The sequence below is a fragment of the Glaciimonas sp. OK215 genome (assembly GCF_057787885.1).
On record NZ_CM173544.1, the window covers coordinates 2,635,305 to 2,649,222 of the forward strand.

Genomic DNA, 13,918 nt, shown 5'->3' on the forward strand with positions numbered 1-13,918 from the left:
TAAAAGACGTGCGTGCGCCCTGCTTCTCCGCTTGCAAGTTATTGCATTTCACCGATGAACTTCCAGTGGCGGATGAATTCGCTCAGGCTACGCGCAATCGCGCTAGCAGAGCATGAACCTGGGGCAAATCCACCTCACCCTCAGGCTCGTTACGTACCATCAACAAATTCATTAAGTCACTGTCCGTCAACTCCATCAGACGCGTGAAAGCATCGACATCGTCGTCGGTCATGGTCGACTCGTTTGCATCCAGAAATCTGGTCAGAATCAAATCATTTTCCAATAGGCCGCGCCGTGCGCGCCAGCGCAATCTTGCGCGCCTTGCAGGATCAGCTTGATGGGTAATTGTCATGATTTACTTTTATTTCATTAAGGCAAGCTCTAAAAACCCTATTGCCCGAACCAATCTCGCATTTGCGATACCCTGGCCGGTCAGCTTTAGCTGAAACTACGGTTTTTAGAGCTGCCATTCAGTACGGCGAATAGCTGTAGACTGAATACAAATTCAACAGTTTTCCAGCAAACCGGAAGGGAGCCGATAAATAGCCCCCGCCCTCTTCGACAGAACATTGCTTTACCCGCGAACGCCCTGATATTTTGCCTTACATTGCTTAAACCGCGCGCCGCACCATCAGTTCCTTGATTTTGCCGATCGCTGCATTCGGGTTCAATCCCTTAGGGCAAACATCGACGCAATTCATGATCGAACGGCAACGGAACAAGCGATACGGATCTTCCAGGTTATCCAGGCGCGCGCCAGTTGCTTCATCGCGGCTATCGGCGATGAAGCGGTAGGCTTGCAGCAAGCCGGCCGGACCGACGAACTTGTCCGGATTCCACCAGAACGACGGGCACGAAGTCGAACAGCAAGCACACAGAATACACTCGTACAGACCGTCCAACTCTTCACGCTGCTCGGGTGTTTGCAGGCGTTCTTTTTCCGGCGGAATGCTGTCGTTGATCAGGTACGGCTTGACCGAATCATATTGCTTGAAGAACTGCGTCATATCGACGATCAGATCCCGAATCACCGGCAAGCCCGGCAATGGCTTCAAGACGATCGGCTCGGACAATTCATTCAGGTTGGTGGTGCACGCCAGACCGTTTTTGCCGTTGATGTTCATGGCGTCGGAGCCGCATACGCCTTCACGGCAGGAACGGCGCAACGCCAACGAATCATCCACATCGGCTTTGATGCGTTGCAGCGCATCCAGCAACATCTTGTCGGTCGGCAACAACTCAACCGTCAGGTCTTGCATGTAAGGCTTCGCATCCTTGTCCGGATCGTAGCGATAGATTTTAAATTTAACTGTACGTGACATGGCTGGACCTTATTAGAAAGTACGTGGTTTTGGCTTGAACGTATCAACCGTCAGCGGCTTGGTAATCACCGGCTTGTAATCGAGACGATTACCTTCGGAGTACCACAAGGTGTGCTTCATCCAGTTTTCATCATCGCGCTGTTCGTAGTCGCGATGCGCATGGGCGCCGCGTGATTCCTTACGGGCGGCAGCCGATGTGATGGTGGCCTTGGCGGTTTCGATCAGGTTATCGAGCTCCAGCGCTTCCACCCGTGCGGTGTTGAAGACCTTCGATTTATCCTTGAACGAAACATGCTTGCGACGCTCGTCCAGCACCATGATTTCCTTGTAACCCTGTTGCAGCAATTCGTCGGTCCGGAACACGCCGCAATAATGCTGCATGGTCTTGCGAATATCGCCGGCGACATCCTGGACCCGCTCGGAACCGGTACTGGCTTCCAGTTTCGCGATCCGCGCCAGAGCAGCATCGGTCGCACCGGCCGGCAATGGTTTGTTGCTGCGTTCTTTGAGTTTGCTGTCGACGATATGATTGCCGGCAGCGCGACCGAACACCACCAGATCCAGCAGCGAGTTGGTACCCAGGCGATTCGCGCCATGGACCGAGACGCAGGCACATTCGCCAATCGCATACAGACCATTCACCACAGCGTTCGGGATGCCGTTCTTGGGTACCACGACCTGGCCGTAAACGTTGGTCGGGATACCGCCCATTTGATAATGGATGGTCGGCACGACTGGAATAGGCTCTTTGAGCGCATCGACGTTGGCAAACTTGTGGCCGATTTCCAGGATCGATGGCAGGCGCTTTTTGATGGTCTCGGCACCGATATGGCGCAGATCCAGCATCACGTGATCCTTGTTTGGACCGCAACCGCGACCTTCCTTGATTTCCTGGTCCATCGAACGCGACACGAAGTCGCGCGGCGCCAGGTCCTTCAGCGTCGGCGCGTAGCGCTCCATGAAACGCTCGCCGTTGGCATTGATCAGGATACCGCCCTCACCGCGCACGCCTTCGGTAATCAGCACGCCGGCACCGGCAACACCGGTCGGGTGGAACTGCCAGAATTCCATATCTTCCAGCGGAATGCCGGCACGCGCCGCCATACCCATACCGTCACCGGTATTGATGAAGGCATTGGTTGAGGCAGCCCAGATCCGGCCGGCACCACCGGTTGCCATGACGGTCGTCTTGGCTTCCAGCATCATGACTTCGCCGGTTTCCATTTCGAGTGCCAGCACGCCGAGCACGTCGCCGTCGGCATCGCGCACCAGATCGATCGCCATCCACTCGACAAAGAAGTGGGTCTTGGCGCGCACGTTGCGTTGATACAGCGTGTGCAGCAGTGCATGACCGGTACGGTCGGCCGCTGCGCAGGCACGGGCCACCGGCTTTTCGCCGAAATTCGCCGAGTGACCGCCGAACGGACGCTGATAAATCGTGCCATCGGCGTTCCGGTCGAATGGCATACCCAGATGCTCTAATTCGTACACCGCTTTCGCCGCTTCGCGGCACATGAACTCGATCGCATCCTGGTCGCCCAGGTAGTCCGAACCCTTGACGGTGTCAAACATGTGCCAGTACCAATTGTCCTCGGACATGTTACCCAGCGAAGCACCGATACCGCCTTGCGCCGCAACGGTATGCGAGCGGGTAGGAAATACTTTGGACAATACGGCGACATTTAAACCAGCTTCCGCCAACTGCAGCGAAGCACGCATGCCGGAACCACCGGCACCAACGATTACCGCATCAAAGCGGCGTGTAGGAATTGTGGATTTGATTGCTGCCACGATTACACTCTCCACAAAATCTGCGCCGCCCATCCGGCACAACCGACCAGCCACAAAATTGTGGCAACTTGCAATACCAGTCGCACGGCGACCGGCTTGACATAATCCATCCAGATATCACGCACACCAATCCAGGCGTGAAAAAACAGCGCCATCAAGGCGACGAAGGTCGCCAGCTTGAACCACTGGTGCGCAAACATGCCGGCCCAACCTTGATAGCTGAAATCGCTCGCGCTCAAGAAAGAAATCAGCAGGATGACGGTATACACAGCCATCACCACTGCGGTAACCCGCTGCGCCAGCCAATCGCGCAGACCGTAATGTGCGCCAACGACCAGGCGCTTGGATCCGATATTATTATTTGCCATTTAGAATGCTCCGAACAGTTTCAATGCAACCACTAACGCCAGCGGCAGGCTGACGGCAAACACACCCACTGCCGATTTGCGTGCGCTGTCTTTGTCGAGGCCGATATGGTTATCCATGATCAGGTGGCGTATGCCGGCGCAGAAGTGATGCAGATAGGCCCATGACAGCGCCAGGATGATCAGCTTGACGAACCAGTTGGACGTAATGCCCTGAAAGTATTCGAATGAGCTTTCGGACACCAGACTGGTGTCCAGCAGGAACAGAATGAATGGCAGCAGCAAAAACATCAACAAGCCGCTAATCCGGTGCAAAATCGAGATAAAACCTGCCAGTGGCAAGCGGTATCCGACGATTTGACTAATATTTATGTTACGAAATTGTGGCCGTTGATTTTTTTCGGCTTCGGCTTCAGACATAACAGGGTTCTCCTCAGTTTTAAAACAATCCCGCAATTTTCGCCTATTTTTGTGCAGCACACCAATAGTTATTGGGCATTCAGACGAATTACCGTCTTTGGCTGCAATTTTGCGTAACCCAAGCGTCGAACTACGCACACAAATCAGCTTCTCGGGGCGGCTTGCCACTTGCCGGCCTCGATTTAAATCGCTTAACTTTTTTACTTAACTCAATTCGTTCTGGTAATGATGGCGCTCAGTCACATACAGACCGCGCCGCACTTCCACCGGCTTGTCACCATACGTGAACGAGACCCGCTCGACGCTCAATAGCGGCGACAATGGCTTCACACCCAATAACTGCGCCACCTCCTGGTCGGCACTGGCGGCGCGTATCTGCTCGGTAGCGCGTATCATGCGCGTGCCGAATTCGGTCTCGAACAGGCCGTACATCGGCCCCCTGTATTCGGCCAGGCGCTCCAGTGTCAACCCTTTAAATATGATGCCCGGCAACCATAGTTCCTCAAGAATTGTGGGTGCGCCCTCGAACGACATGACGCGCCTGACGAATACTACCGAATCGCCGGATTTCATACCCAGCAGACGCGCAATCTCGGCCGGAGCGCGCAGGCGCTTTAGCTCAATCACTTTTTTATCGGCAGGTTTTGGCTGGCCATCGTCGGGCATCAGGCGTAGAAATCGGAACTGCGTCCGGTCTTCGTGGTGCGTCGCAACAAAAGTACCCTTACCCTGGCGTCGCATGACCAGATTTTCCGCAGCCAGCTCATCAATTGCCTTGCGCACAGTGCCCTGACTAACCTTAAAGCGGTTGCCCAGCTCAACTTCGCTGGGAATCAGTTCACCCGGCTTCCACTCGCCAGATTGCAGGCGCTGCATGATGAGCGCTTTAATTTGTTGATAGAGGGGGCTAAACGTTGGAGATGTTCCGGGGGCAGCAGCGCTGCCGGCATTGGCTGGATCACTGCTAGTCATATTGGGCGGGATGGAACTCATAACATGAGATTTCAACACAAAACACCCATCCTAGTCCAGTACAAAATGCGCAATTAATATGTCTTATATAAGATATAAGATAGTGATTGACAACATTGCTCTACGCGCCTACACTCGCGGGCAACTGCTATTCGGCACTGACGTTGGCCGCATTATTCAACGTGCATGCAAGACCTGACTAGCAGAACTGCGTAACCCCTTATATGGCAACCGCCCCATGTCAGCATTGCCGGTTTGCAACCAGGATTCCGGCCAAAACAAACTGACGCACGCTGTTTTCGACGGTATCATAAGAGGTTTCAGCGGTTCAGTCAGTACAGATATCGCTTTTCTATCACCACTCTGGAGATTCAACATGGCTAAAACCCCAATGCGTGTTGCCGTAACCGGCGCCGCTGGTCAAATCGGTTACTCCCTATTATTCCGCATCGCCAATGGCGATTTGCTCGGCAAAGACCAGCCGGTCATTCTGCAATTGCTGGAAATTCCCGACGAAAAAGCCCAGAAAGCGCTAAAAGGCGTGATCATGGAAATCGACGATTGCGCATTCCCGTTGCTGGCCGGCGTTACCGCTCACAGCGACCCAATGACAGCATTCAAGGATGTTGACGTTGCCCTGCTGGTTGGCGCACGTCCACGCGGCCCAGGCATGGAGCGTAAAGACCTGCTTGAAGCCAACGCGCAAATCTTTACAGTGCAAGGTAAAGCACTGGACGCAGTTGCCTCACGCAATGTCAAAGTACTGGTGGTCGGCAATCCAGCCAACACCAACGCTTACATCGCGATGAAATCGGCACCTAACCTGCCCGCGAAAAACTTCACCGCCATGCTGCGTCTGGATCACAACCGTGCGTTGTCGCAAGTTGCGGCCAAAGCAGGCAAGCCGGTAGCATCCATCGAAAAAATGTTCGTATGGGGCAATCATTCGCCAACCATGTACGCTGACTATCGCTACGCGACAGTTGACGGCCAATCGGTTAAAGATCTGATCAACGATCACGAGTGGAACAAGGACGTGTTCCTGCCAACAGTTGGCAAGCGCGGCGCGGCCATCATCGAAGCACGCGGTTTGTCGTCGGCAGCATCGGCAGCTAACGCAGCCATCGACCACGTGCGCGACTGGGTACTGGGCACCAACGGCAAGTGGACCACCATGGGCGTTCCATCGGATGGCTCGTATGGCATTCCCGAAGGCACTATCTTCGGCTTCCCGGTTACGACCGAAAACGGCGAATACAAAATCGTTCAAGGCCTGGAAATCGACGCTTTCTCGCAAGAGCGTATCAACGTGACGCTGAACGAACTGCTGGAAGAACGCGAAGGCGTGAAACACCTGGTTGGCTAATCCCGCCAGAGGGCCTGCGACCTGATGCCGGGTCGCAGGCTCAGCAACAAAACCGGCGCAGCAGCATCTTTCGGACTGTACCTGCGCCAGTTGTTCCGTACGGATACCTATCGCAACACCCAGAATTCAAGCCCATTCAAGTCAAGCTAAGTCGTATGCATCCTACCGAGGTTTTATTCCTAGGCAAGCAACCACCGGTCTCGTTACCGGTTTGCGACCATTATGCCGGCGCCGAAAAGCTGATGCGCAAATCGCTCGCGCTGCAGCAGGAACTAGGCCCGGTATTTGACATTACATTTGACTGCGAAGATGGGGCCAGCGCTGGCAACGAAGCCGCACATGCCCGATTGGTGGCAACCGTTATCTCCGGCGACGAGAATCGTTTTGGCCGCATCGGTGCCCGCGTACATGATTTGACCAGCAGCTTTTTCGAGCAGGATGTCGAGATCATCTGTCAGACAGCGGCAACTCGCCTCGCCTATCTGATGCTGCCCAAGGCCGAGAGCCTGAGCGATGTCAGCGCCGCCATCGACCTGATCAATCACCACAGCAACCGCGCCGGACGTCAGGCGCTGCCGGTGCATGTTCTCATCGAAACGCACGGCGCCCTGGCCGAAGTCGCGGCAATCGCGGCCCTGCCGCAGGTACAGTCGCTGTCATTCGGCATCATGGATTTTGTCTCCGCACACTATGGCGCGATTCCCAGCAACGCGATGCGCTCGCCCGGGCAATTCACCCATCCGTTAGTCACCCGCGCCAAGCTCGAAATCGCCGCCGCCTGTCATGCACATGGCAAAACGCCTTCGCATAACGTCACCACGGAGATTCACGACAGTGCCGTGGTTGCGGAAGATGCCCGTCGTGCGAAGATGGAATTCGGCTATACGCGGATGTGGAGCATACATCCGCAACAGATACGGCAAATTCTGAACGCATTTTCTCCAACACAGTCAGAAGTGAGCGAAGCGGCTCAAATTCTACTCGCCGCTCAAAAGGCGGCGTGGGGACCGATACAACACAACGGCAGTTTGCATGATCGTGCCAGCTACCGTTATTACTGGACCGTTTTGCAGCGGGCAAAACTCAATGGCGTTGCGTTACCCGCGCTCGCCGCTACGTTATTTTCCAACTAATCGTTGCGCCCTACTCACGTAAATCAATATCGTAGCGCGCCCACAGACTTAATTAACAGACCAATCAACCAGACCAGTCAAAATGAAAAAAACCTTATCCATTCTCAGCTTGCTGTGCGCCAGCTTGCTGATAACAGCACCACTGACATCCACTGCACAAACCACAACAAGCCAACCGGCGGCGAAGAAAGTCGTCAAGAAAAAAGCCACCAGCAAGAAAACCGCCAAGAAAGCGGCCCCGGCCGCAGAAACCGCAGATGACGGCGAAGATGAAGGCACACCCGATGTCAAAACCTCGGTGGCGATTGAATACAACTGCGAACTGGGCAACAAGCTAACGATTTACCATAATGCCGAAGACCCAAAGCACATCGCACTGCGTTGGGGCAAGACGCTGCATCGTCTGACCCATGTCGCCACCACAACCGGCGCCGACCGCTTTGAAAACCACAAATATGGCCTGGTATGGATCGGCATCCCGGCCAAAGGCATGTTGCTGGATTCGAAAAACGGTCATCAGCTCGCAAATGAATGCAAATCGCCAGAGCAAGCTGGGGTACCTACAGCAGCACCTGCAGCCAGCACTTTAGGAGTACCGGCGCACAGTTAAGTGCTACGGCAATGCTGAGTTTTCGCTGATCCGAAAGGATCGGCGATAAAGCCGGTCGGATTGCGCGCAATTGACAGATTTTTAGTAAGCAGCACCGGCACATTCAAAATATCCTCTGGATATTTGAAGGTCCACAAAAAAGTGGGTAAGACAGCGATGTTTTTAAAGCGCATCTGAACAAGATGCGATTCAAAAACCGCCGCCGATTACACACCGAAGACGCATAAAAAACGCACCAAAGTATCGTTTAACCGGATTGTAATTTAAGGAGAAATCATGTCCCGCAACACGTTGAACACGCTCAAGGAATTCAAGATTTCCGACGCAAAAAAAGGCAAGTTCTATTCCCTGCCTGCGCTGGAGAAAAAACTCGGCATCAATATTTCACGCCTCCCGGTTTCCATCCGCATCGTACTGGAATCAGTGCTGCGTAACTGTGACGGCAAGAAAGTCACTGAAGAACACGTCAAGCAACTAGCCGCATGGAGCGCAACCGGCGCGCGCACCGAAGAGATTCCGTTTGTGGTCTCACGCGTTGTGCTGCAGGACTTCACCGGCGTGCCGCTGCTGGCCGACCTGGCTGCGATGCGTAACGTCGCCGCACAACTCGGCAAGAACCCAAAGAACATTGAGCCGCTGGTGCCAGTCGATCTGGTGGTCGACCACTCGGTGCAAATCGATCATTTCCGTGAAAAGAAAGCGCTCGACCTCAACATGAAACTGGAATTCCAGCGCAACAACGAGCGCTATCAGTTCATGAAATGGGGCATGCAAGCGTTTGACACCTTCGGCGTGGTACCTCCAGGCTTCGGCATTGTTCACCAGGTCAACCTGGAATACCTGGCGCGCGGCGTTCACAAGAAGGGCGACATTTACTACCCTGACACACTGGTCGGCACCGACTCCCACACCACCATGATTAACGGTATCGGCGTAGTCGGCTGGGGCGTTGGCGGTATTGAAGCGGAAGCCGGCATGCTGGGTCAACCGGTTTACTTCCTGACGCCGGATGTAGTCGGTGTCAACCTGACCGGTCAACTGCGTGAAGGCGTCACCGCAACCGACCTGGTCCTGACCATCACTGAACTGCTGCGTAAAGCAAAAGTCGTCGGCAAGTTTGTTGAGTTCTTCGGCGAAGGCACAGCCTCCCTGAGCCTGACCGACCGTGCAACCATCGCCAACATGGCACCGGAATACGGCGCAACCATGGGCTTCTTCCCGGTCGACGAAGCAACGATCGACTACTTCAAGGGCACCGGCCGCAGCAAAGCGGAAATCGACGCTTTCGAAGGCTATTTCCGCGCGCAAAAACTGTTCGGCATTCCAGCCGCCGGCGACATCGACTACACCACTGTCGTCGTGCTGGATCTGGGTACCGTTGCCCCATCGCTGGCAGGTCCGAAGCGTCCTCAAGACCGTATCGAAATCGGCAATGTCAAAAACAACTTCGCTGAACTGTTCAGCAAGTCGGCGGCAGAAAGCGGCTTCAACAAGAAAGCAGAAGACCTCGACGCCAAATACGTCAACGCTGACGGTGTCGGCGTGATGAACGGCGATGTGCTGATCGCCGCGATCACTTCATGCACCAACACATCGAACCCAAGCGTCATGCTGGCAGCCGGCTTGCTTGCCAAAAAAGCGGTCGAAGCCGGTCTCAAAGTATCGTCACACATCAAGACTTCGCTGGCCCCTGGCTCGCGGGTCGTGACTGAATACCTGGAAGCGGCCGGCCTGCTCCCGTACCTGGAAAAGCTCGGCTTCGGCGTAACTGCCTACGGTTGCACCACCTGTATCGGTAATGCTGGCGATTTGACACCGGCAATGAACGAAGCGATCGTCAAGAACGACATCGTCGCCTCGGCCATCCTGTCCGGCAACCGCAACTTTGAAGCGCGGATTCATCCGAACATTCGCTCCAACTTCCTGGCATCGCCGCCATTGGTCGTGGCATACGCCATCGCCGGCAACATGACGCGCGACCTGATGACTGAGCCGGTCGGCAAAGGCAAGGGCAAAGACGGTAAAGCCAAGGATATCTATCTGGGCGACATCTGGCCAACTTCGCAAGAAGTCGCCAAGCTGATGAAGTTCGCGATGAATGCCAAGACCTTCAAGGCAAACTACGCTGACGTCAAAGGCGCACCCGGCAAACTGTGGGAAGGCATCAAAGGCGTGGCGCAAGGTCAGGTTTACAACTGGCCAACCTCGACCTACATTGCTGAACCGCCGTTCTTCCAAGACTTCACTATGGAGCCAAAAGCCGCCGCCACCGGCATCACCGGCGCCCGCGCGTTGGGCGTATTCGGCGACTCGATCACCACCGACCATATCTCGCCAGCCGGCGCGATCAAGGAATCCAGCCCGGCTGGCAAGTGGCTGGCGGAAAACGGCGTGCTGAAGGCTGACTTCAACTCGTACGGTTCACGTCGCGGTAACCATGAAATCATGATGCGGGGCACTTTCGCCAACGTGCGTATCAAGAACCTGATGATCCCGGCAACCCCGGACGGCTCGCGCGTTGAAGGCGGCATCACGCTGCACCAGCCAGCCGGCACCGAAACGTCAATTTACGAAGCAGCGATGCAATACGTAAAAGATGGCGTGCCAACCATGGTCTTCGCCGGTGAAGAGTACGGTACCGGTTCGTCGCGTGACTGGGCGGCTAAAGGTACGCAATTGCTGGGCGTGAAAGCGGTTTTCGCGCGTTCGTTTGAGCGTATCCACCGTTCGAATCTGGTCGGCATGGGCGTATTGCCGCTGCAGTTCCTCGGCACTGACAGCGTTGACACACTGGGCATTACCGGCAATGAAACCTTTGACCTCAAAGGTATCGAAGGCGAAATCAAGCCACAACAAGACGCAATACTGGTGATCCATCGTGCCAACGGCGAAACCAATGAAGTCAAGGTTCTGCTGCGCATCGACACACCAATCGAAGTCGACTACTACAAGCACGGCGGTATTCTGCCATTCGTGCTGCGTCAGTTGCTGGCGGCTTAAGAAGCAACCCGCGATGCCGACGATCTCGCTGCAGGCGGTCTTCAAGCTGTAGCGCGTCGGTACCAAGCAAAACGCCGGACTATGCAAATAGTCCGGCGTTTTTTATTTCCTCTCTGCATCCGCTACTCCACTACAATACGAGTATCCAAGTCGGCAGTCTTTCTGCCCCACTTCAACATGCCAAGCTCCAAACACCATCATGCGCCGTCCGTCTAAATCGCCTCGCAAGTTCTCCTCCGACAGCCACCGACTGACTGAACTGGCACACTCACTTGTTCTGTCCTCCAGTCGCCTGGAACAACGCGCATGGGAACACGAACTCGACACGCAGCTCAACAAGCTGCTCAAAAGCAATCATCAAGAACCTATCGATAGTGCACTGGAACAATTATTTGCCGACCAGGCCGACGCTTACGACGCCTTGATGGATGCGGTCGAAGCCTGCAGCGAATCATCGACGATCGAACATCATGGCGTCACTTACGACACCTTGCTGGTGGCGATGCCGATACTGGCATGGACGCGGTTTTCGATTGCTTCCGGTGCAGTTCCGGCGGATATGCTGACGACGCTGGGCGCCCATCTGCACGCCCACATTCTGGCAGCCGATGTCCGCGTCGCGCTGATACCCACCTTGTATGCAATCGATCAGCTGCCGCGTACCCACGCCGACACCTATACATTGATGCAGCGCATGGCGCATGCGGCGCTCACCGGAAGCGCCGTGCCAAATGCCATCAACCCACCAGAAACCGCCCCATTTCTGGCCGACACGCGTTATCTGTTAGCCACGCTGGTGGTGCCAAGTGGGCGACCGTTGTTTTGCTGGCAACCAGGTGCCGCCACCAGCGGCAGCAACACCGGCAGCACCAAGAAAAAAGCCATTGCGCTCGAACATTGGCAGGCACAGGTAACGCCTAACGTCAGTCGATTGCTACCGGGTTGCGGTATCGACCTGTTGTTGCCGGAAGCCTATTTCGTCGCCTGTCGCGAAGGCGACAAACAGATTCGCCCCGTCTCCTTGCGTGCCGCCAGCTATTACCTGGCAACCACCCTGGAAATCGAAAGCAAGGATCTGCATGCAACTATCGGTCGTTTCAGCGAACAGCCTGAAAGCAATCGGGTCGATGAATATCGGATCGGCTTTTCCATCGGGCAAACCACCGAGATCATTTATGGCGTGGTCTGGCCGCTGTACGGAGAAGAAGAGGCTATCGAAGAAGTCACAAGTCTTGCTGCCGGCGACACTGAAGCACAAGCACCATTGGAACAGATCCTCGCGCTGCTACGCGAATGCGGCATCAGCGACATACAGCGTCATGATGAACTGTTTGCGATGGAATTCTGCGATGACTGCGGCGCTCCGCTCTACGCGGATCCCGAAGGCGAACTGGTCCATCCAGATATGCCGGAAGACGCACCGCCGAGCGGATCGGCGCATTTTCATTAATATGGGCATACCTGGTTGAATATCGCTCCTGCATGGCCCGGACACGGCGGATTACGCCGTTCCGGCGCTAGTTTTGTAGGCCGACAATGCCCCACTCGGTGAAGACATTACCGCCCTCACCTTTCGAATTTACTCGAATGCCTTCAAAATCGGCTGCAAACTCGCCGCGCCAAGCCGGGCGCTACGAGCGCCATCCCAACCAGTTTTTACGTCCGGCAAATTCGCATTGTCCTTAAACGGCAATTCCAGCGTCAGCGACAAGCATTGGAAAGTGTGACCAACGTATTTCGAAGCCAGCGTCAACACGTCGGCATTGTACTTGCTGGCCTCATAGCCATATTTGCTCTGAAAGTCAGGACTGGCGCTCTCAAAATTCGCGATGAATTTATTCTGCTCGAGCGCCTGCTCAGCGGTAAACCCTTCCAGCATTTCGGAACCGGCGACAAAAACATACGGCAACGCCTCATCACCGTGCACGTCCAGAAACAGATCGCAGCCAATTGCATGAATCTTGTTTTTTACCAGGAAAACTTCCGGGCTCTTTTCCAGCGACGGCGTCATCCATTCACGATTCAGATTCGCGCCAGCCGCATTGGTCCGCAGATTGCCGCGCACTGCACCGTCAGGATTCATATTCGGCACCACATAAAACACCGCCTCCTGCAATACCCGCGTTGCCAATGGATTGGCCCGATCCAGCAACGCATCCACCATCCCTTCGACAAACCATTCAGCCATCGTCTCGCCCGGATGCTGACGCGCAATCACCCATACCTTTTTTGCAGCAGACGGATTGCCAATCACCATCAAACTCAGATCGCGCCCATCAACCGTGTTGCCCAGATCCTGAACCTGCACCAACGGTGACTGCCCGACTCGGCCGAGCAGCCCCAAATGACGCTCCCAGGTATACGGCTCAAAATAAGCGTAATACACGCTGTCACTCTCAGGCGTATGCGATATCTTCAGCGCCCGGCCATCAAAGGTAGTCGGCACCCGGAACCAGCTCTCACGGTCGTAACTGGCAACCGCCTGATAATCTTTCCAGCCGTTCGGATATGTCGCTTTACCCGCATTCATCAGGCTGATATTGCAAGCCTCACCACGCGCGCCTTGCAAGCGAAAATAAAACCACTGCGTGAAATCCGCATGCGAGTCGCTGCGAATATTCAATTCAATTTGTTGCGGCTGTTCGGCACGCAATACTTCGATGGCGCCACCATCAAAATGCTGGCTGATTTTTATCGACATAGGATGATCAAGTGAAAATGGCGATCACAACTTCAACTCGTGATTGAAGCGTAAACCGCACAAAAATTTAATTGAGATTTTTCGCAATGCAAGTGGTTTAAAAGCGTTTTTGCCCTGCTATAATAACAGGCTTGTCGGGGCGTAGCGCAGCCTGGTAGCGTACTTGCATGGGGTGCAAGGGGTCGAGTGTTCGAATCACTCCGTCCCGACCAATAAAATCAAAGACTTACTGAAAGCC

Annotated in this window: 12 protein-coding genes and 1 tRNA gene; 6 read left to right on the plus strand and 7 right to left on the minus strand. The window is 54.8% G+C overall.

The window, feature by feature from the left end; genetic code table 11:
• Nucleotides 1–82: 82 nt before the first annotated feature.
• From AC3CHX_RS11885 to AC3CHX_RS11910, 6 genes are all read right to left on the minus strand, one after another.
• Complete coding sequence (locus AC3CHX_RS11885) at nucleotides 83–352, minus strand: FAD assembly factor SdhE (RefSeq protein WP_488644208.1); 270 nt, start codon at nucleotides 350–352, stop codon at nucleotides 83–85.
• A gap of 259 nt (nucleotides 353–611) precedes the next feature.
• Nucleotides 612–1,322, minus strand: coding sequence for a succinate dehydrogenase iron-sulfur subunit (locus AC3CHX_RS11890; protein ID WP_488644209.1), 711 nt, complete (start codon nucleotides 1,320–1,322; stop codon nucleotides 612–614).
• A 12-nt stretch (nucleotides 1,323–1,334) separates the two neighbouring features.
• On the minus strand, nucleotides 1,335–3,113 hold the full coding sequence (gene sdhA / locus AC3CHX_RS11895; protein WP_488644210.1) for a succinate dehydrogenase flavoprotein subunit: 1,779 nt from the start codon (nucleotides 3,111–3,113) through the stop codon (nucleotides 1,335–1,337).
• 2 nt (nucleotides 3,114–3,115) lie between these two features.
• Nucleotides 3,116–3,481 (minus strand): succinate dehydrogenase, hydrophobic membrane anchor protein, encoded by a 366-nt coding sequence (gene sdhD / locus AC3CHX_RS11900; RefSeq protein WP_488644211.1) that lies wholly within the window; start codon nucleotides 3,479–3,481, stop codon nucleotides 3,116–3,118.
• Nucleotides 3,482–3,898 (minus strand): succinate dehydrogenase, cytochrome b556 subunit, encoded by a 417-nt coding sequence (gene sdhC, locus AC3CHX_RS11905; protein ID WP_488644212.1) that lies wholly within the window; start codon nucleotides 3,896–3,898, stop codon nucleotides 3,482–3,484.
• Nucleotides 3,899–4,102: 204 nt separating this feature from the next.
• The gene (locus AC3CHX_RS11910) at nucleotides 4,103–4,891 is read right to left on the minus strand and encodes a GntR family transcriptional regulator (protein WP_488644213.1); all 789 of its coding nucleotides are present in this window, start codon (nucleotides 4,889–4,891) and stop codon (nucleotides 4,103–4,105) included.
• A gap of 355 nt (nucleotides 4,892–5,246) precedes the next feature.
• Between AC3CHX_RS11910 and AC3CHX_RS11915 the strand changes: the two genes are divergently transcribed.
• From AC3CHX_RS11915 to AC3CHX_RS11935, 5 genes are all read left to right on the plus strand, one after another.
• On the plus strand, nucleotides 5,247–6,236 hold the full coding sequence (locus AC3CHX_RS11915) for a malate dehydrogenase (RefSeq protein WP_488644214.1): 990 nt from the start codon (nucleotides 5,247–5,249) through the stop codon (nucleotides 6,234–6,236).
• A gap of 155 nt (nucleotides 6,237–6,391) precedes the next feature.
• Nucleotides 6,392–7,369 carry an HpcH/HpaI aldolase/citrate lyase family protein gene (locus AC3CHX_RS11920; protein WP_488644215.1) on the plus strand — a complete coding sequence of 326 codons (978 nt, stop codon included), beginning with the start codon at nucleotides 6,392–6,394 and terminating at the stop codon, nucleotides 7,367–7,369.
• A gap of 82 nt (nucleotides 7,370–7,451) precedes the next feature.
• Nucleotides 7,452–7,979 (plus strand): hypothetical protein, encoded by a 528-nt coding sequence (locus AC3CHX_RS11925; protein ID WP_488644216.1) that lies wholly within the window; start codon nucleotides 7,452–7,454, stop codon nucleotides 7,977–7,979.
• Nucleotides 7,980–8,255: 276 nt separating this feature from the next.
• Nucleotides 8,256–10,979: an aconitate hydratase AcnA gene (acnA, locus tag AC3CHX_RS11930; protein ID WP_488644217.1), complete on the plus strand. Its 2,724-nt coding sequence runs from the start codon at nucleotides 8,256–8,258 to the stop codon at nucleotides 10,977–10,979.
• Nucleotides 10,980–11,178: 199 nt separating this feature from the next.
• Nucleotides 11,179–12,429, plus strand: coding sequence for a DUF2863 family protein (locus tag AC3CHX_RS11935; RefSeq protein WP_488644218.1), 1,251 nt, complete (start codon nucleotides 11,179–11,181; stop codon nucleotides 12,427–12,429).
• 129 nt (nucleotides 12,430–12,558) lie between these two features.
• Here AC3CHX_RS11935 and AC3CHX_RS11940 read toward each other — a convergent pair whose 3' ends face one another.
• The gene (locus tag AC3CHX_RS11940; protein ID WP_488644219.1) at nucleotides 12,559–13,680 is read right to left on the minus strand and encodes a M14 family metallopeptidase; all 1,122 of its coding nucleotides are present in this window, start codon (nucleotides 13,678–13,680) and stop codon (nucleotides 12,559–12,561) included.
• Between the two features lie 135 nt (nucleotides 13,681–13,815).
• Between AC3CHX_RS11940 and AC3CHX_RS11945 the strand changes: the two genes are divergently transcribed.
• Nucleotides 13,816–13,892: transfer RNA gene (locus AC3CHX_RS11945), tRNA-Pro, on the plus strand.
• The last annotated feature ends 26 nt before the right edge of the window (nucleotides 13,893–13,918 follow it).

What these genes read in the sequence shown, in the direction of transcription:
- AC3CHX_RS11885 (WP_488644208.1), bottom strand. Translation starts at nt 352, where the DNA reads ATGACAATTACCCATCAAGCTGATCCTGCAAGGCGCGCAAGATTGCGC.
- AC3CHX_RS11890 (WP_488644209.1), bottom strand. Translation starts at nt 1,322, where the DNA reads ATGTCACGTACAGTTAAATTTAAAATCTATCGCTACGATCCGGACAAG.
- sdhD (WP_488644211.1), bottom strand. Translation starts at nt 3,481, where the DNA reads ATGGCAAATAATAATATCGGATCCAAGCGCCTGGTCGTTGGCGCACAT.
- sdhC (WP_488644212.1), bottom strand. Translation starts at nt 3,898, where the DNA reads ATGTCTGAAGCCGAAGCCGAAAAAAATCAACGGCCACAATTTCGTAAC.
- AC3CHX_RS11910 (WP_488644213.1), bottom strand. Translation starts at nt 4,891, where the DNA reads ATGAGTTCCATCCCGCCCAATATGACTAGCAGTGATCCAGCCAATGCC.
- AC3CHX_RS11915 (WP_488644214.1), top strand. Translation starts at nt 5,247, where the DNA reads ATGGCTAAAACCCCAATGCGTGTTGCCGTAACCGGCGCCGCTGGTCAA.
- AC3CHX_RS11920 (WP_488644215.1), top strand. Translation starts at nt 6,392, where the DNA reads ATGCATCCTACCGAGGTTTTATTCCTAGGCAAGCAACCACCGGTCTCG.
- AC3CHX_RS11925 (WP_488644216.1), top strand. Translation starts at nt 7,452, where the DNA reads ATGAAAAAAACCTTATCCATTCTCAGCTTGCTGTGCGCCAGCTTGCTG.
- acnA (WP_488644217.1), top strand. Translation starts at nt 8,256, where the DNA reads ATGTCCCGCAACACGTTGAACACGCTCAAGGAATTCAAGATTTCCGAC.
- AC3CHX_RS11935 (WP_488644218.1), top strand. Translation starts at nt 11,179, where the DNA reads ATGCGCCGTCCGTCTAAATCGCCTCGCAAGTTCTCCTCCGACAGCCAC.
- AC3CHX_RS11940 (WP_488644219.1), bottom strand. Translation starts at nt 13,680, where the DNA reads ATGTCGATAAAAATCAGCCAGCATTTTGATGGTGGCGCCATCGAAGTA.